Origin of the sequence: uncultured Negativicoccus sp. (assembly GCF_902480485.1) — a bacterium.
Classification (GTDB): domain Bacteria; phylum Bacillota; class Negativicutes; order Veillonellales; family Negativicoccaceae; genus Negativicoccus; species Negativicoccus succinicivorans.
Genome location: NZ_CABSTC010000022.1, coordinates 1 through 19,228 on the forward strand (window position 1 = coordinate 1; position 19,228 = coordinate 19,228).

Sequence of the window (19,228 nt, forward strand, 5' to 3'; positions counted from 1 at the left end):
GAAAACGCGACCGCTCGGGCGGGTTCGTACCGTTCCGCCGCTTCCATCAAACCGACGGTACCCTCCTGCAAAAGATCCAGTATGGTCGCTTCCTGCAGCTGCCAGCGCATCGCTTCTTTGACGACCAGGGGCTGGTAATGCTCGATCAATGTCTGGCGGGCACCGCGATCCTGCTTTTCTTTATAGGCGCGCCACAAAGAAGCTTCCGTTTCGGGATCCAATAATTCAATTTTGGTAAGTTCCTGAAAATATTCTTTTAACATGGCACTCCTTTAGAATCGATACTGCCAGTTGCCGCCGATATAGTAATTATCTTCATTATTCAGCCACGCTTCCGCTTGGAAGTTTTGATTAATATCGTAACGGAAACCGGCGCTTTGCTGTTCGTTATTGACGCCGGTTGTCAGCACCAGCATAAAGTCGTCGAACAAGTATTTGCCGATTTGTAAGTTGTAAAAGCTTTGGTTGGCGACCGTGGATGTTTCAAAGGGATCGACCGAGCCGGTCGTGACCTGAACCATGTCGAGCCCCAACACATCCTGCAAGCGACTTTCGAGCGTACCGAAAACCAACACTTGCGCCGCCGAAGCCAAGACGGCGTTAGCATCCGCCCGGCCGAGGTCGTTGATATCGCCCCGCGTGTGCAAGGTAAGCATCGTGACAATTTCTTCCTGGCTCAATGCCGGTTCCGACGTAAGTTTCAGATCGAGCGCAGTAGGCAAGCCGTCCGCCTGCATATGAATGCGGTAACGATTAAATTTCGTCGTCGCCAGCACGTGCAGATTCGGCAAGAAGCTCTGCGTGCGATTGAAATCGGCCACGCCTTCCTCGACCTTGAATTTATTGCTCAGATACCGCAAGTACCCGTGGTTCACAACTACTTTGCCGTCAACATCCGGCGCCATGGTCGTGCCGCCGACGTGCAAATCGCCGGCCAATGTCAAATCATAGAGATAGCTGTTATAAAGACGTGTCTTTTCGCCGATGGCAACATTCACATCAAAGCCCATCGGGAATGTTGAACCGCTGTCCGCAAACGTCAGCGGAATATCGAAACGGGATTTTTCAATCCGCACATCGCCGGCAAGATACGGCATGCCCGCCTGTTGCGCAAGTTGTAAATGCGCCGTCAAAGGACCGGAGTAGTACGAGCTCTGCGGATTGATCGCGTCGGCGTCCAGCGTTCCTTCATAGCGCATATCGGTAAAGTCGGTCCAGCGAACTTCGCCCGCCGTGGTAAGATCGCCTCCGCCGATGGTCGTTTGTCCGCGCCAGGTGGCGGATTTACCGTTACATTTCAATTCCGCTTGAATATGTTCCAGCGGGCTTTTCATGGTTTCTATCGTCGCCGCACCGTCCGCGACAAAAATGCGTCCGTTGATGTGCGGATCCGCAAGCGTGCCGGTGACCGTGATGCCGCCTTTGGTTTCACCGGTCGCGGAAAGAACCGCCGGCGATAACGCGCGCAACAGTTCCAAATCCGCTTTATCCAAGCGAATTTCCAGGTTCATCGATTCATTCGACTGCGTCGCTCGTCCCGCTTTCGTTAACGCGGCGACCGGAACCTTACCGTACATGCTTAGTTGATACGGTTCACGTTGCAGCAAAGTCTGGTTCACTTCGATGATTTGATCGCGCATATTCAACAGGCCGATGAAACGATCAAAGGTAACGCCTGCAAATGCGCCGTTCGAAAGTTCGAACGACATATCCATCACCGGTGTTTTCGTCGGTCCGGTAAAGACCGCGCTCACATTCAAATTGCCCGTGAGATCAAGCGGTTGTCCCGCCAGCGCCGTGACGTAGGTGACATCGACATCTTTCGCCGCCACCTGCATATCGATTTCACCGTCGAGATCAGCCGTACCGGCGGCGGCGAGCACGCCCGCGCCGATCGGCATATGTAATTTGCGGATCGTCGCCACGCGATTAGCGTAGTCCGCATCGATTTCCGTCGTGCCGAAAGGTTTGCCGTCAATGCTGCCGTTTTCCAGTTTGCCATTGATACGCAAACTCGGGTTGGCAGCCGTCCCCTTGAGTTCGACATGCCCCGTCACCTGACCGGCCAAGTTGCCGTGCGGAATATTCGCCAAGCTCAAGAGGCGCGCAATATCCGCTCCGTCCACATCACCCGCACCGCGGAACACGCCGCCGTCCAAACAATACGTGCCGTTCAAACGGTAAACGCCGTCACGCTGCGTCAGCGTCGTATCCGTCAAGCCCACCACGCCTTCGCCGTAGGCCAAGTGACCGCGCAAACCGTCGATCGGTTCACCGTTAGCGTATAAATTATGGCCCCAGAAGTCGGCTTCCAGACGCAGATCGGCCGGTGTGCCGCGCAGCACCCCTTCGGCGGATACGGTTCCCGCCAGTCCGTACGTATTTTTTTCTCGCAGCACGCGATCAATATCGATTTCGCTGGCTTGCAGCTGAACATTCAACGCGTTCGGCGCGATCGTGCCTGACGCATGCAAAGTACCGTTGTACATCGAGGCCAGCGCCTCATCCAAATATAAAATATCGCCGTTGTAACGATAGCGGACGACTACATCCTGGTAGAGTTCGCCCAGCACCGAACCGTCCCAAAGGTGCAGTTCACCGCTCGCTTCCGGTTGATCGACCGTGCCGTGCACGGTCAGCGAATTGGTGGCCCAGCCGGTGGCGTCCAACGGCAAGTCGGCGGCATGCAGCAACGATTCCAGTCGAATGTTATCGCTTTGGACCGTAAGATCCAGCGCTTTCGCTCCGCCCAGCTGCGCGTTGCCGGAAACGACATGACCACCTTCGGCATCCTGCCAGACAAGGCGGTTTGTGGTAAACGTATCGTCGACGTACGCCACATCGCCGTGAATCGACGTATACGAAAGGCCGTGAATGGCGCCGTCACGCGCGCTCACCGTGCCGACGAATTGCGGTGCCGACACGCTGCCGGTAAGTTGTCCTGTAAGATCCGCCGCCCCCGACATAGTGACACCGGCCAAGCCGGAAAGATATGAAAGCGGTAAATGATGCGCGGCTACTTGAATGCCCTGCGGCGTATCCGTGTTGCCGAACGCCGTAAATGTGCCGTCACCCATAGTGCCGTTCAGATAATGCACCGCAAGCGCGCCCGCTTCATAGCGCAACGACGTGCGCAGCGAATCGGTCTTAATGCCCGCGCCGCTGACGCCCGTTCCTGAGCCGGTAAACGTTGCCAGCGCCATTTCCCCGTCATGAAGCTCGACCGCACCGCGACCGTTTATCGTACCGGCGTACGCACCGTCCGTTTCCGGAAGCTGCGCTAAATTAATATTTTCCGCCGCATATTCACCGGCGCCGGTATTTGTTGCAAAATTATAATAACCGCTGCCGCGGACTCGCCCGTCACCGATTCCCGCCACCACTTCCGGCAGGTTCACGACCTCTCCGCGATAGACAAACTTGGTGAAAACATTTTCCAACGGCGTCGCGCCATAGCGCCCCCGTTGCAGCATCGCGACGCCTTCCGCCAGCGGTGCCGCCACCGTGCCTCCCACGTGCATATTGGCCGCGACCGACCCATAAAGAGGCACATCGGCAAGCGCCGCCACTTCCGCGCCCGTCGTCGCCAAATGCAGATCCAACGCCGGATCATCATTAAGTAATATCGTACCGTTGGCCGTCAGCGGCTGCCCGTTCACTTGCGCCTGCATATCGGCAACGGACAGACGACGGGTCGCCAAACGCACGTCGGCCTTGGCGCCGGTAACTTTATACCGGTCGTATTGCAACGCTCCGTCACGTAATTCCGCGGTACCGTCATAGCGTAACCCGGTGGCGTCGGCACTGACGTTCAAATCCGTGTTGTGAATTTCACCCGCCTGCAGCGCGATCTCCGGCGCCGCATCGCGCAGCACGTAATTCGCGAGCGTGATCGGCAAGCGTTTCGCCGTCACGTGCGCGTTAAAATCGTCCGCCGCAGTATAGTTGCCGGTCAGCGTGACGGGTTCGTTATTATATAAAAATTTCGCTCGGCCGGTGACGGTCGGATAATCATTCAAATCCATCCCGCACGTGACATCGGTCAGATCGATGGTGGGATCATGTAAAAATTCCAAATGCGCCAAACCACGATTGATCATGATTTTGGCGCGCAAAGAGAACTCCGTCTGCGTTTCCTGCGGACGGATCAAATGGGCAATATTCCAGGAACGGTCCGGTTCTTCCCGCAACCAAACTTCCGGCTGTTCGATCGTAATGCCGTCAAGGACGCCTAAAGCGGCGCGCTTACCCATGGCATATTCGAGCGCCCGCCACAGATTCCAGCTGACTTCGATATCCGGAACACGCGCTACCGTGAGCCCCTTGGCATCGGTTACCGTCGCATTTTTCACATGCGCGTTCCCGGCCCAGTCTATATCCAGTTTGTCGTAACGGACTGTACCGTTGACGGTTGTCGCCAAGGCTTCGTCCACGAGGGCCGGCGCTTGCTCGAGTACTGTCGGTTTGACATAGAACTCGAACGCACCCGCTCCGATGGCGAGTGCCGTTGCCCCCGCCAATAGCAAACGTCGCACGGACATGCCTCCTCGCTAGTGTCCATGTATTGTTTTACAAAATTATTTTTCCGTTTCTTGCTTATGCGTCGCCAGGATGGCTTCATCATTGCTCAGCGTAATCGGTTCGACCGGCGCAATGACATTCCCTTTTTCATCGTAACGTACGACGGCCGGTACGCCCATCGCCTGTTCCAAGCGGGCAAGACCCGTATTGTAATCGTACAGCGCGGTGATGTAATTCGTGCGCGCCTGATCCAACGCGAGTTGCGCATCCAGGACATCCAAGTTGATGCCGACGCCGGCACGATAGCGGATGCGCGCGATCTTGTACGCTTCCCGCGCCTGCTCTACCGCCTGCGCGGTGGATTGAATCCGTTCTTCCGCGCTGCCGATATTCAAGTAGGCCTGCGTCACATCCAATTCGATTTGGCCGCGCGCCTGCAGATAGGTTTCTTCCGCCGCGGCAAGGTCCGCTTTCGCGCCCTTTACTTTTCCCGTAGTGGCGCCGCCGTCATAGAGCGGCCAGCTCACGCCGCCGGCGACTTTCCAGTCTTCATTTTCAAAGCCCGGGAAATCTTTGTCCTGCCAGCTCATGTTGGCCGTCAACGCGACGGTCGGTTTATTGCCGGCCTTCGCGACATTCAATTTTTCTTCACTGGCTTTGACATTCAATGCCGCCTGCTGCAATTCCCAACGATGCGCCAGTGCATAGTCGATCGCCTGCGCGCGCTGAATCGTAATCGCGCGGTGCGGCAACTCATTGGTGTCCGGTACGACCGTCGTAACCGTCGGCAGACGCAACAGATTGCTCATGTTGGCGCGCGCGAGTTGCACGGCGTTTTGCGCTTTAATTTGTTTTTCCCGCGCATCCGCTAAGGCGACTTCAGACGAAAGCACGTCGATCCGCGCCACGACGCCCGCGTTATAAATCTGCGTAACGTTTTTGACATGCGCCGTCAGATTTTCCACGGCGGTGTTGGCGATATCGGCAAAATGCTGCGCTTCCATCAACTGATAGTAGCCTTGTGTGACTTTATATTTCAAATCCGCTTCTTCTTTATAGATGCCCCACTCCGCCGCGTCACGGCCGTAACGCGCCGCCGCTACCGCGCTTTCGACACGACCGCCCGTCCAAATCGGCCAAGTAACCGAAAGCGTGTTTTGAAAACCGCGATCCTGCGCAAATGTCATCGGTACCGTTTGCGTTGTGAGACCTTTATATAAGTCCGTTTTTTTCAAATCTTCGAGCGTCATATTGACCGCCGGATTCACCTGCTGCAACGCGTTCAGTATCGTCTGCGCGGTCGCGTCGACTTTAGCGGCATGCTCCGGTCCGAGCGGACGCGGCACAGCTACCGTCTGGCTTTTTTCTTTAAATTTCGAAGCACCAAACTGGAAATCAATGCTCGGATTCTTTTTGGCCGCTATTTCGCTGATGGCCGCATTGGCCGCTTGCCATTTCGCTTCCGCGATATGCACGGCATAATGATTGACCACGGCGATCTGTACCGCTTCCGGCAGGGACAGCTTCAGCGTCTGCGGCGCCAGTTCTTCCTTCGGATCGACGAGCGACGGAACGTTTTCCTGTTGCAACGCGTCCGTCGTATTGACGATCTTCGTCGTCGCTGCAAGCGGATCCTGGGCCGCAAACACCAATCCTTGACCCACTAAAGTGGCAGCCGCGAGTACCGCGGCAATTTTCGCATAGTTCATGTTGATCTCCTCTTACTCTCTACACTTTTAAAAGGTGTGGTTGACACCGAAATAGTAACCGCCGTTGGTCGCGCTTTCCGGGAAAATCGACTGGACGACAGCCGACCAGTCCTCCGCCACCGGCCAACGCGCGCGCAACCGGTATTCGGGATCATCTAAATTATACGCATCGACCGTGAACAGTCCTTTACCGATCTCATAATCAGCCCCCGCTCCGACCTCGCCGCGAATCAAACCGGCTCGTAGCGACCAGCGTCCGTTATGCTTGCCGTATTGCAAGTTGGCCAGCGTACCTTTACCGATATCTTCCGCGCCGATCAGGCCGAACGTATTTTCGTTACCGATGCGCCAATTGGCGTTCAGTGATGTTTTATGCTTGTCCGTATTATATAACATCTCGACTTCGCCGGGCATGGTGAGCGACGACCGTTGGATTCCGCCGATGCGACCGGAAATCCGTCGCGCGTTTTCACTCGTCACGCGAAAGTTTTCCGCGGTCGCCCGTAAATCATCGGTTAATTTACCGTCGGCATCCAACCGCGCGAGCAGTAAATTCACATCGTTGGTCATTTGCTGCAGCGAAGATGTCAGCACGATCATCCGCGCCGTCATGTCATTGGCATTGGCCACCGTGGCGCGCAGCTGCTCTTGCATAACGGGATCGCCGATTACTTTGTTGACACTGTCCATCGCTTCCTGCGTCTTGGCGAGCAGACGGTTGGTTTCCCGCATGATCGCATCAATGCCGCCGGGCATGCCGCCTGTGATCGTGTCACCCGGTTGCAGCGCGCCGTTTTTCAAATCGCCGGGCGTAATGCGAATAAATTTTTCGCCCATCACGCCGTCCGCTTCGACCGCGAAATAGGAATCTTTCGGAATCGAAATGCCGTCGTAAATGCGCAACCGAACTTTTGCGCCGTTCGGCAGTGACGACACCTCTTCGACTTTGCCGACTTCCACGCCGGAATAGCGCACCTGATTGCCCTGCGCCAAACCGTTCACTTCCGGGAAAATGCCGTAGACGTCGTAGCCTTTTTTGCCGAAAAATACAAAGTTTGAAAGTTGTGCCAAGACGATCGCCGTCGCGATCAGCCCCGCTAAGGTAAACGCTCCGACCTTGGCCTCTGTTGACCACTTCATGGGCGTCGCTCCTCCTCATCCAATTCGCTTTTGCCCTGTAAAAAATTCTGTACGAGCGGATTGTCCGATTGCCAAAATGTATCGGCCGGTGCATCCGCAATAAAACGCCCCTGATGTAAAAACGCGAGACGATCGGCGACGGTTCGTGCCGAATCGAGTTCATGCGTAACGACCACGCCGCTCGTGCCGTATTGATGCTGCGCACGGAGGATCAGACGATCGACCGTCGCCGCGCTGATCGGATCGAGCCCCGCCGTCGGTTCGTCATATAAAACGACTTTCGGTTCGGTCGCCAGCGCGCGCGCCAACGCGACGCGTTTTTTCATGCCGCCGGACAACTGCTGCGGTAACGCATCTTGCCAATCCGCGAGTCCCACCAATTGCAAACGTTCGCGAACATGCGCTGCGATTTCGTCTTTATTTAATTCATTTTGCCGCACCAAGCCGAAGGCGACATTTTCGCCGACGGTCATCGAGTCAAACAGCGCGGAATATTGAAATACATAGCCCATGTGGCGTCGCACTTCGTTCCACTGCCGTTCGCTGTAATCCGTCACATCGACGCCATCGATCAAAACGCGTCCCGAGGTCGGTTTGACCAAGCCGATGAGGACGCGAAGAATCGTCGATTTGCCCGAGCCGGATGCGCCCAAAATTACGAGCGTTTCTCCCGCCGCCACGGTCAGATCCACGCCGCGCAGGATTTCGCGTTCGCCGAAGCGTACCGTCACGTCCTGTAATTCAATCATCTTCGCCTCTTAAAATAAAACGCTCGACAACAAATAGTTGACGGCAAAAATCATCATAATCGAATACACCACGGTTTCGGTCGCCGCTTTGCCGACGCCTTCCGCGCCGGCGGTCGCGAGCATGCCGCGGCTGCAGCCGACGACCGCGACAATCATCCCGAAGACGACCGCTTTAATCATGCCGAGATAGACATCACTCGGCGTGACAAACATCTCTATCGAACGCCAAAACGTGTAAGCAGAAATACCGTTATTCAATGTGCAGACCAAAACGCCGCCGAAAGTGCCGATGATCAATCCCAATACATTTAAAAGCGGCAACATGATCATGCACGCCGCCATGCGCGGCACCACGAGGTAGCTGATCGGATCAGTCGCCAGCACGCGCAAAGCGTCGATCTGCTCGGTGACTTTCATCGTGCCGATCTCGGCCGTGATCGCCGCGCCGCCGCGGCCCGCCAAAACGACGCCGCATAATACCGGACCCAATTCGCGTCCCAACCCGAGCGAAACGATCGCGCCGATGGAAAATTGCGCGCCGAAACGCGACAATTCGGTGGCGATCTGCAAAGTCAACACCATGCCGGTGAACAGCAGCGTCAGCGCGACAATCGGGAAAGAACCAACGCCCAGCAGCGCCATCTGTTTCGTCGTTTGACGCATATTGAGCGAAGTAATGCGCTGCCATGCCGCGATCAACAATTGAACGGCGGCGCCGATCTGCGCCAAAACATATATCGTTGAACGTCCGAGCGAGGTCAACAATTCGTTCACAACGCGCTTCCTCCTAAAGACACTATTATGATTTATTTTAGCACATTTAACGCCCCGACGTCCCCGTATAAAGCGCACTTTTCATTTTTCCGGCAGGCGCGCGGGCCGTTTTCCCGGAATTTTAAAAACAGCTGTGCAATACCAGCTGCTTTTGTATTATTTTGTCCCTGTTTCAGGGGATTAACGAAACGCCGCAATGAGATCGGTAAATGTTTTTTCATTTATCGTTTCGACCTTGGCGGCCAACGGCTCTTCCGCAAGATCAATCAAGTCTTCATAACTCGGACGATCTTTTTCCTCGTAGAGCACGCCGGTGATCAAGCCTTCGCGTTCATTCAACAGCGTCAACGCGCGCGCTTTATCGGCGGGATCGTAATCGGCCACATCTTTCACATCGGTGAGATGTTCTTTGAACCATTCGTACGTATTGTATTTATTGTACGTGACGCAAGGCGTAAAGACGTTGATGAAAGAGAAACCGTGGTAATCCATGCCGCGCATGATGATATCTACGAGACCGCGCCGGTCCAGCGCGTATCCCTGCGCCACAAATCCCGCGCCGGCGGCCAGCGCCATCGACGATACCGCCAGCGGCGTTTCCACATTGCCGTGCGGCGTTGTCTTGGTCACGAAGCCGAGCGAGCTGCGCGGACTGGTCTGGCCTTTGGTAAGACCGTAGACATGGTTATCGAAAACGATGTAGGTAATGTTCAAATTGCGTTTGATCGCATGGATGGTGTGACCCATGCCGATCGCGTACGCGTCGCCGTCACCCGAGCAGACCACCACTTCCAAGTCGCGGTTCGCCAGTTTCACGCCCTGCGCGAACGGCAACGCGCGACCGTGCGTCGTATGCGCGCCGTAGCAATACAGGTAACCGCCGATGCGGCTCGAACAACCGATGCCGGAAATCAGCATTAATTTTTCAAAAGGAATGTTGCGTTTCGAAGCGGCCTCCTGAATCGCCATCTGAATGCCGAAGTCGCCGCAGCCGGGGCACCAGTTCGGCTGAATCGCGTTTTTATACTCCCGTGCGTTCGCCATCAGAGCACCTCCTTGACGCGGGCCACAATCTGACTCGGCGTCAGTGTCAGTCCGTCATAACGTTTCAACATGGAAAACGGTGCCAATTCGGGCAAATGCATCGTCAGGAGCTGAGTAAGTTGCCCCGTCGCGTTTTGCTCGAGTACGAGCACTTTTTTCGCCTTTTCGACATACGGGCGCAAAGCTTCCGTCCGGAACGGCTCCAGGAGCCGCAAACCGATGCGGTTGACTTTAATGCCTTCCTTGCGCAAGTGTTCCGCCGCCTCCGCGGCCGCGCCGCAGGCGGAATTGATCGAAATCAGCAGCACGTCGGCCTCTTCCGTCGGCGCATCGACGGCGAGCGGCGCGAAATGATCGGCCACCGTCGTGAATTTGCGCAAACGTTTATCCGTCTGCACGACGCGATTCGACGGCGCTTCCGCCGGCTTACCGACCGTGTCGTGTTCCAAACCGGTGGACAGAAACATGCCGTTCGGCGTGCCCGGAATCGTGCGCGGCGAAATGCCCGATTCGGTATCGGCGAAACGCGCGAAATAATCCGGTCGGGTCAGTTCCGGCAAATCCTTCGTCTGCAAATTACCGCGTTCAATTTTGACGCGGCTGAGATCGAGCGCCGGTACGCTCTGTTTATTCAAGCCCTGCTGCAAATCGGCCAAGACAATGACCGGACATTGGTATTGTTCCGCGAGATTGAACGCTTCCGCCGTCACGTAAAAACATTCCTCGGTGGAGGTCGGCGCGACGACAATTTTGCCCACATCGCCGTGCGCGCTGTAAATCGCCGCCATGATATCGCTTTGTTCGACCTTGGTCGCCATGCCCGTCGACGGTCCGGCCCGCATGACATCAATAATGACCATCGGAATTTCCGCGATCGTCGCCAGCGAAATCGATTCCGCCATCAGCGACAGACCCGGGCCCGATGTCGCGGTGAACGCGCGGACGCCGGCGAAGTTCGCGCCGATCGCCATCATGCAGGACGCCAGTTCATCTTCCGTTTGCACAACGGCGCCGTGCACGCGATCAATCGCCTGGATCATGTATTCCATGATTTCGGACGCCGGCGTAATCGGGTAGCTCGCCATAAAACGAGCCCCCGCCGCGAGAGCGCCGAGCGCGATCGCTTCGTTGCCCATCAAAAACAGCAGATCGGCATCCGGCGGTTCGGGCAAAGTTCCGGGCGCGGCAAAATTATCTTTCTGCTCATCGACCAGACGCGCCCCTTCGTTGAAGGCGCGCACGTTGGCCGCGATCACTTCCTGCGTCTTTTTCGCGAAGCGATCCGAAATCGCCGCGATAAAACGTTCCCGCGGGAAGCCTAAGTACGCGACCGACATGCCGAGCGCCACAATGTTTTTCATTTGCAGCGAGCCGCATTCTTTCGCGGTATCTGTGATCGGCAAAGCCAGGAGCGTAACGCCTTCCGGCAAACTATCGCCTTTCGGCGCAAATATCGTATCGGCGATCAACACGCCGCCCGAACGCAATTCGTGCCCGTGCTGATCAATCGTTTCCTGATCAAGCGCGATCAGGTTGTCCACGCCTTCGCCGATCGTTCCCAATTGGTGACTGGCGATCCGCAATGCAAAGGTCGTATGGCCGCCCTTGATGCGAGACGCGAACAAACGCTGGGAAAACAGTGAATAGCCGAGCGCAGCAAGCACTTTGGCGAGAATTTCACCGCCGGATTCAATCCCTTCGCCCTGCTGGCCGCCCATCTTCCAGACAAAATCTTCTCTCGTCTGCAAAGTAAAACCCTCCTTCACTGACTGCTATGCTTCAGTTATGTTGCAAGCGCGCCGGTACGACGACTTCCAACACGCCCGTCGCGTACGGAGCAATTTGCGCCGGGTTAAAAATGACTACCGCATCGCCGTGATCATTCAAATAGTACGGCAAATCATTGTAGACGGCCGTCGCTTTGGCAAGTTCTTCCGGCCAGTATTCAATCGCCCGAGCCGCCAGCGCGCGTTGCACGTAAGCGCGTACCAACCGATTGGTCGCGGCGTTGGAGCGTTCTCCTAAAAAGTCTGCCAATTTGACCGTTTGACCGTTTTGTTTATCAAACACCCAAGCCCGCCATTGCGTATCGGGATGCGCGCCGCCGTCAAACGAGGTGCCCTTCGCTACCACGGAAAGATAGCGGTCGCTCTGGTAGGTCACTTGTTGGCTGTACATCTGCCAGTGATCCAATACGGGGCCCGTCGCCGGCGCTTCTTTCGCCAGTAATTGCGCACCCGCATGCTGCGCACGCGCCACATCTTTCGCAAGCATCGCATTGATCTTTGCTTCCACGCGCGGCCGTTCGGAAAGGCTCACGGTAACTCCCGCCACATCACTGTAGTCGTTGGCGCTCGCCGTGCCGAGCGCGAGCGTCATCATGACGCCTGCTAAAAGAAATAATTTTTTCATAAAAATCCTCCTGTGCTCTTATTCCATAATTTTTAATGACTGCCGTCGACCGACAGCGCACCTGTCCGATTTATTTACGCAGCGACGACACATCGACGCTGATCAATCCCGAGGAGTACGGTGCGATTTCATACTGGTTGAACAGCAACATCGCGCGTCCCGCCTGATCGAGATAATAATTGTACGGCGCATCCGTCGCCAGCGCCGCCGGCAACTCGTCTTCAAAATACGCTACATCGCGCGCGTCCAAATCGTTGCGGACCACATCTCCCAGCAGCGCCCGCAACTCCGCGCGGGAACGACCGAGATATTGCTCCAGCGTGACTTCCGCGCCCGTCTTCGTGGCGAACACGAGTCCGCGCGTTTCGGTATAGCCGTGCGGACCGCCTTCGTACGTATATTCCTCCGTCAAAAAGGAAATATATTGTTCGCCGCAGTACGTCGCTTTTTGCGTGTAGTTATGTTCGTACGACCAGCTGCGTTCCTGCATGCTTTTCGCTTCGGCCTGAATTTTTTCGCCATTTTGGCGCGCTTCACTCGCATAATGAGCCAATGCTTTATTAATGCTCGCGGAAGCGACCGGTTGCCCGGCGATTTTTACCTCGCCCTGACTCCATGTCGTTGTCGTCGTCGGCATCGCGCAGGCGCTGAGTGAAACCGCGGTCAGTAAACCGCAAAGTAAAGTTAATTTACGCATATTTTTCATGGAATTCCTCCGTTCTTTTACAAAACTCTCTCTTATAAGTGTACGCTATTCGACGCAGGTATGCCACCCTAAAGAAGGTTGTGAAAAACTTTTCACGCGGGCTCTGCGTCAATACGTGCCTACGCTCGTTACTTTTATTTTACAATGATTTATTTCTTTTTCCAAAGCGGAACAACGGCGGCCGCTCGGTCGAACCGTGCGCGGCCGGACAAGCTCGGAATACAACGCCGCTTTCACGCCCGCCGCATACGCTGACACGACATACGCACATTATGCCGGCAGAAAACAAAAACAGACCGCGAAGGTCTGTTTTTATTTTATTGGTAAACGCATATCGCCGCGCATTTACATTTGCCACAACGGCACGGCAAGCGTTCGCGCTTCGGCGATCGCCTTCGGTGTGACGGCGTCAAAATACACATGCAAAAGGCAAAGCCCCTGCGCCGGCGCGGTCATGCCGAGAAGGCGGCGATCTTTGCTTTCCCCGATCGCGACAAGATCGGCCGGCGTTTTACGACCGCGACCGCAATCAACGAGCGCCCCGACAATATTGCGCACCATTTTGTATAAGAAGCCGTCGCCCGTCACGTAAATTTTCAGCAGGTCGCCCGCTTCCTCGAGATGAATGTCATAAATCGTGCGCACCGGATTGCTCGGCACGGAATTGTTACCGCGATACGCCGTAAAATCATGCGTGCCGCATAATACTTGCGCCGCCGCGCGCATGGTCGCCAAATCAAGCGTGTACCCGAGCCGCCAGACGTAGCGATAACGAAACGGGTCGTCGTCGCGGCCGCGCAAAATCTGGTAGAGATAAGTCTTGCCCGTATTTTGTCGACGTACGCTGTAATCTTCCGGCACTTCGCAGCTTTTCCGCACTCGCACGGCCGGCGGCAAAAGCGCATTCATCGCGGATGCGAACCGTTCGCCGGGAATCGTGCCGGTCGTATAGAACGTGCACTCCTGCGCCCATGCGTGCACGCCCGAGTCGGTGCGCGCCACGAAGTACAGCGTCGTCTTCTGTCCTAAAATACGTTGCAGTACGTCTTCGATCACTTCCTGCACCGCCATGCCGTTCAACTGTCGTTGAAACCCGACAAAGGGACTGCCGTCATACGCGACAGTGATGTGGATATTTCTCAGTGCAGCCATCGCAGAATCACTAGTACCAAAACGACCGCGATCGTTCCCGCAAACGCGACCATGTCCACATTTTCGTAATGCAGCTCATGCAGCCGCGTCCGATTTTCACCGCCGCGGTAGCAACGCGCTTCCATCGCGGTCGCGAGTTCATCCGCGCGCCGAAAAGCGCTCACAAACAGCGGCACCATCAGCGGCACCAACGCTTTGCCGCGACGGATCAGGTTGCCGGATTCAAAATCCGCCCCGCGCGCTTTTTGCGCTTTCATGATGCGTTCGGTTTCCTGCAGCAATGTCGGAATAAACCGCAGCGCGATCGTCATCATCATTGCCAATTCATGCGCCGGCACGCCGATGCCGCGGAACGGGTTCAGCAGTTGTTCAATGCCGTCGGTCAAAACGATCGGGCTCGTGGTGTACGTAAGCAGCGCGGAAAAACTGATTAAATAGACCAGTCGCATCGTCATCATCGCGCCTTGCCGCAAGCCTTCTTCCGTCACGTGCAGCCAGCCCCATTGCCAAACGAGCGTACCCGGAGTGGTGAAGACATGGATCACCATCGTGAAAACGATAATAATCCAAAGCGGTTTGACCGCCTTCCACACGAGCGATAACGGCAAATTTGAAAGCGCGATGCCCAGCAGTACAAATGCCGTCACCACACCGTACGCGACCCATGTATCGGCGAGAAAAATCCCGACGATGAAAATCATCGTGCAGAGAATCTTCGTGCGCGGATCGAGGCGATGCATAAATGATTTTGTCGGATAGTATTGTCCTAATGTAATATTGCCCAGCATCATTGTCTCCCCTGCAACGCACCGTGAACGGCATTCGGTTGCGGTGTTTTCCCGAGAGCCGCCAAAATATTGGCCGTCGCCTCTTCCGGTTCAATCGCGCGTTCATCGACCGCGCAGCCGCACTCATTGATGCGCGCTAAAAGGCGCGACACCGGCGGCGCTTCCACACCCGCCGCGGCGAGTTCCGCGCGACGATTGATAAAAATATCCAACGGGTTGCCGTCGAGCAGGATTTCCCCTTTGTTCAAGACAATCACGCGGGATGCCAAGCGGGAAATATCTTCCATATTGTGAGACACCAAAATAACCGTAAAGCGCCGATCTTTATGCCATTCTTTCACGCGATCGAAAATCTCCTGTCGACCGATCGGATCCAAGCCCGCCGACGGTTCATCCAAAACGAGGTAGCGCGGGTGCATCGCAATCACGCCCGCGATCGCCACACGCCGTTGCTGACCGCCGGAAAGGCGGAACGGTGAGCGCTCCGCGAATTCATCATAGGGCAAGCCCACAAAGCGCATCGCCACACGGACCCGTTCATCAATCTTCGCCGGTGAAAGTCCGAGGTTGGTCGGGCCGAACGCAATATCGGCGCGAATCGTTTCTTCAAAGAGCTGATGCTCCGGATACTGAAATACCATGCCGACGCTGTGTCGCGCCTTGCGCGCCGCGGCGGTTTTACCGGTGAGGTCGACGCCGTCGACCGTGACCGTACCCGAGGTCGGCAGCAAAAGACCGTTCAAATGCTGCACCAAGGTCGATTTTCCCGATCCCGTATGGCCGATAATGCCGACGAATTCGCCTTCTTTAATTTCCAGATTGATATTGCGCAAGGCCTTCTTTTCATACGGAGTACCGGCGCCGTAGGTATAACTTACCCCTTTGAGTTGTATTGACATAGCGCCTCTCCCAATTCTTCATCCGTAATAATATGTTCCCGCAAAGGTATCCCCGCCGCGCGCAAATCGTGCGCCACTTCGGCGGCGACCGGAACATCGAGACCGAGTTTCTTTAAGCGGTCCACATCGGCAAACACTTCGCGCGGTGTGCCGTCCATGACCAGCTCGCCTTGGATCATGACGAGAATACGATCGGCTTGCGCGGCCTCTTCCATAAAATGCGTAATGTACACGACGGTCATCCCGCGTTTGTCATGCAACGCGCATACCGTACTCATGACCTCTTCACGACCGCGCGGATCGAGCATCGCCGTCGGTTCGTCAAGAACAATGCATTCCGGTTGCATCGCCAACACGCCCGCGATCGCGACGCGCTGTTTTTGCCCGCCCGAAAGCATATGCGGCGCGTGCTTGCGATACGCCGTCATATCGACCGCCGCCAGAGCCGCATCGACACGCTCCTGCAGTTGTTCGCGCGGCACGCCGAGATTTTCCGGGCCGAACGCCACATCTTCTTCGACAACCGCCGCCACAATTTGGTTATCCGGATTTTGAAAAACCATGCCGACGCGGCTGCGAATATCCCAAACTCTCGCTTCATCGCGCACCGAGATCCCGTCCACCAAGACGTCTCCTTCCGTGGGCAGCAAAAGCGCATTCAAATGTTTGGCAAACGTCGACTTGCCGCTGCCGTTCGTACCGATGACAGCCACAAATTCGCCGCGTTTGATTTGTACACTGACATCACGGAGCGCGTACCCCATGTTGCCCTCTTCATCGACATAGGCATGCGCCATATGACGGATATCAAACATTAACGGTTGTTGTTCCATACCGTTCCTTTCCCTTAAAAATAAAATTACATCTTATCCATTTTACCACAATCAACATTCGAAAGTTACAAAAGATAACAATCAAAACATAAAAAAAGGAGGTCGTAACCTCCTTCTTTATTCTTCCGGTGAAATATCCGCAGAACCTTCCTCGGAAAGTAGCGGGAACGTAATCGTAAATGTCGTGCCGGACCCGAGTTCCGACGTGACTTCAATTGACGCGTGATGCATGTCGATGATGTCACGCGCGATCGCCAATCCCAAACCGGTACCGCCTGTTGCTTTGGTTCGCGAGGAATCGACGCGATAGAAACGCGTGAAGATATTCGGTAAATCTTTTTCCGAAATGCCGACGCCTTCGTCCATGATCGCGACAATATATTGCGCGTCCGTGACGGTGGCCGAAAGCATGATCCGTCGACCCTCCGGCGTGTACTTCACCGCGTTGTCGAGGAAAATACGCAACAATTGTTTGAAGAGCGCGTCGTCCGCCTCAATCAGCGCCGATTCATTCGCCGCTAAATACAGCTCGTGGTGCGGTCCCTGTCGATCCGCGATCTGCAGGCCGTTCCACACTTCCCGCACAATCTCCGATGTTTCCAACGGCCGCAAGCGAATATTGAGTTCGCCGGCGCTCGCGCGCGCGATAAAGAGCAAATGCTCAATCAGCTGCCGCATGTATTCCGTTTCCGCCTGAATCGCCGCCAGCGATTCCGAAAGCGTCTCGGGATCCTGCGCCCCCCAACGAATCAACAGATCCGTATACCCGTTGATCACCGTAATCGGCGTGCGCAACTCGTGCGACGCGTCGCTGACGAACTGCCGCTGCTGCGCGACCCCGTGCTCGATACGATCGAGCGTGCGATTAATCGTCACCGCCAATTCGTACTGTTCGTCGCGCGATTCCGGCAACGGGATGCGGTAGCCCATTTCATTGACTTCGATATGTTTCAGCGGTTCTTTCATCGCGCGCAGCGGGGCGAGCACTTTATTCGTCAGCACCACGCCCGCTAAAATCGTGACGCCCAAGCTGGCGAGCACCGTCACGAGGATCTGGCGAATCAAAAGCTCGATGAAAAAGCGTTCGCGTTGCGCGCTGCGGATAAACTGCAAGTAGTAGACCCGGCCGTCCGCCGATTCCCAGCGTCTGAGATAGCGATAAGTCAGTTCATTTTCCGTATCAACAATCTCAAAGTGAGCGCCGTCGGGATCCGTTTCGTTCAGCTGGCGCAGCTGCTCCAGCGTCAGCGGCTGCCCGGGCTCGTAACGGGCGATATTGTCAAGAATCGGACGCCCTTTGTCGTTGTACACCACAAGATTGACGTACGTCAGCACGTTTTGCCCTTGGAAAATACTCGCGTCCACCTGACCGTGATGATCGAGGTAAAAAACAGTTTGACGTGCGCTCATGCGCACGTCAAATTGAAGCTGTCGCATCAAGAGGTAATGGACGCTACCGATCGCAAGAAACGCGGTAAAAATCAGGATGAGAAACATCATCCCGCCGTACATAAACGTCAACTTGACGGACAACGATTGATTAAATTTTTGAAGTTTACGCAGCCACTCCTTAATCGCGGGCGACATAGCCGATGCCCCGCACCGTGTGGATGTACTTCTTACCGACTACTTCATCCACCTTGCTGCGCAGATAACGGATATACACATCGACGATATTGGTGTCGCCGACATAATCATAACCCCAAACATCTTCCAGAATGCGATCGCGTCCCAACACGATGTTTTTGTTTTTCGCAAGATACGTCAACAATTCGAATTCTTTCTTCGTCAAATTGATGATCGTCGTGCCGACCTGCACTTCATGGCGATCCGGGAAAATGTACAGATCTTTGATATGGTACGAAGATTCGTTGAGTTTATCTCCGCCGACCTTTTTGCGCAGCAGTGCGCGAATACGCGCCAAAAGTTCTTTACTCGAGAACGGCTTGGTGAGGTAATCGTCCGCGCCGAGATCCAAACCTTTCACCTTGGAATCGACATCATCTTTCGCCGAAAGCACGAGAATCGGTATATTGCTCATCTCGCGCACGCGTTTGATAATCGAAAAGCCGTCTTCCTCCGGCAACATTAAATCCAACAAAATCAAATCAAAGTGCCCCTGGCCGATATGATCGATGACGCCGCCACCGGTAAAATCGAGCACGCATTCATAGCCGTCATGTTCCAATTCCAGCTGTAAAAAGCGGGCAATTTTCTTTTCGTCTTCGACAATTAAAATTTTTCCGTTCATTTCGGTTCCTCCTAACAGGTTCCTACTCCGTTCCGAATAAGTAACAAGCAATAGTCTTGTAATATGCAAAGCATCTTCTGCGAAGTGCCGCATCTGTGTTTACTATACCGAACCGCCGCCGATAATTCAATCGTATTTTCCAAAATTCGTTTGTTTATTAAAAAATATATGTTAACAATGATTTTATAAAAAACAACGTGCAAAACTTTAACTCCTTGTATTACGCGCCGAAAACGACTGTCGCGGACTT

At 55.0% G+C, this 19,228-nt stretch carries 16 protein-coding genes; all 16 read right to left on the reverse strand.

The window, feature by feature from the left end; genetic code table 11:
• Positions 1-263 (reverse strand): sigma factor (locus RDN69_RS02820; RefSeq protein ID WP_288218222.1); only part of this gene is annotated, 263 nt, incomplete at its 3' end.
• A 9-nt stretch (positions 264-272) separates the two neighbouring features.
• Positions 273-4,535, reverse strand: a complete 4,263-nt coding sequence (locus RDN69_RS02825; RefSeq protein ID WP_273261706.1) for a translocation/assembly module TamB domain-containing protein — start codon at positions 4,533-4,535, stop codon at positions 273-275.
• Positions 4,536-4,577: 42 nt separating this feature from the next.
• A complete protein-coding gene (locus RDN69_RS02830; protein ID WP_273260168.1) occupies positions 4,578-6,230 on the reverse strand; it encodes a TolC family protein in 1,653 nt (550 codons plus the stop codon).
• A gap of 27 nt (positions 6,231-6,257) precedes the next feature.
• Positions 6,258-7,370 carry an MlaD family protein gene (locus RDN69_RS02835; protein WP_024048682.1) on the reverse strand — a complete coding sequence of 371 codons (1,113 nt, stop codon included), beginning with the start codon at positions 7,368-7,370 and terminating at the stop codon, positions 6,258-6,260.
• Positions 7,367-8,119, reverse strand: coding sequence for an ABC transporter ATP-binding protein (locus tag RDN69_RS02840; protein WP_024048683.1), 753 nt, complete (start codon positions 8,117-8,119; stop codon positions 7,367-7,369). The genes RDN69_RS02835 and RDN69_RS02840 overlap by 4 nt, the downstream gene beginning before the upstream one ends.
• Positions 8,120-8,128: 9 nt before the next feature.
• Positions 8,129-8,893, reverse strand: a complete 765-nt coding sequence (locus tag RDN69_RS02845; RefSeq protein WP_024048684.1) for an ABC transporter permease — start codon at positions 8,891-8,893, stop codon at positions 8,129-8,131.
• Between the two features lie 180 nt (positions 8,894-9,073).
• Positions 9,074-9,937 carry a 2-oxoacid:ferredoxin oxidoreductase subunit beta gene (locus RDN69_RS02850; protein ID WP_024048685.1) on the reverse strand — a complete coding sequence of 288 codons (864 nt, stop codon included), beginning with the start codon at positions 9,935-9,937 and terminating at the stop codon, positions 9,074-9,076.
• Positions 9,937-11,685, reverse strand: a complete 1,749-nt coding sequence (locus RDN69_RS02855) for a 2-oxoacid:acceptor oxidoreductase subunit alpha (RefSeq protein WP_273260162.1) — start codon at positions 11,683-11,685, stop codon at positions 9,937-9,939. Before RDN69_RS02855 ends, RDN69_RS02850 begins: the two co-directional genes overlap by 1 nt.
• Positions 11,686-11,716: 31 nt before the next feature.
• Complete coding sequence (locus RDN69_RS02860) at positions 11,717-12,349, reverse strand: DUF3298 and DUF4163 domain-containing protein (RefSeq protein WP_288218223.1); 633 nt, start codon at positions 12,347-12,349, stop codon at positions 11,717-11,719.
• Positions 12,350-12,419: 70 nt separating this feature from the next.
• Positions 12,420-13,055: a PdaC/SigV domain-containing protein gene (locus RDN69_RS02865; protein ID WP_273260158.1), complete on the reverse strand. Its 636-nt coding sequence runs from the start codon at positions 13,053-13,055 to the stop codon at positions 12,420-12,422.
• A gap of 345 nt (positions 13,056-13,400) precedes the next feature.
• Positions 13,401-14,207 (reverse strand): tRNA pseudouridine(38-40) synthase TruA, encoded by an 807-nt coding sequence (truA, locus tag RDN69_RS02870; protein WP_273260157.1) that lies wholly within the window; start codon positions 14,205-14,207, stop codon positions 13,401-13,403.
• Positions 14,195-14,995, reverse strand: a complete 801-nt coding sequence (locus tag RDN69_RS02875; RefSeq protein ID WP_273260219.1) for an energy-coupling factor transporter transmembrane protein EcfT — start codon at positions 14,993-14,995, stop codon at positions 14,195-14,197. Before RDN69_RS02875 ends, truA begins: the two co-directional genes overlap by 13 nt.
• Complete coding sequence (locus RDN69_RS02880; protein WP_273260155.1) at positions 14,995-15,894, reverse strand: energy-coupling factor transporter ATPase; 900 nt, start codon at positions 15,892-15,894, stop codon at positions 14,995-14,997. Before RDN69_RS02880 ends, RDN69_RS02875 begins: the two co-directional genes overlap by 1 nt.
• The gene (locus RDN69_RS02885; protein WP_273260152.1) at positions 15,870-16,727 is read right to left on the reverse strand and encodes an energy-coupling factor transporter ATPase; all 858 of its coding nucleotides are present in this window, start codon (positions 16,725-16,727) and stop codon (positions 15,870-15,872) included. The genes RDN69_RS02880 and RDN69_RS02885 overlap by 25 nt, the downstream gene beginning before the upstream one ends.
• 117 nt (positions 16,728-16,844) lie before the next feature.
• Positions 16,845-18,314: a cell wall metabolism sensor histidine kinase WalK gene (locus RDN69_RS02890; protein WP_288218224.1), complete on the reverse strand. Its 1,470-nt coding sequence runs from the start codon at positions 18,312-18,314 to the stop codon at positions 16,845-16,847.
• A complete protein-coding gene (locus RDN69_RS02895; RefSeq protein WP_024047967.1) occupies positions 18,298-18,978 on the reverse strand; it encodes a response regulator transcription factor in 681 nt (226 codons plus the stop codon). Before RDN69_RS02895 ends, RDN69_RS02890 begins: the two co-directional genes overlap by 17 nt.
• Between the last annotated feature and the right edge of the window lie 250 nt (positions 18,979-19,228).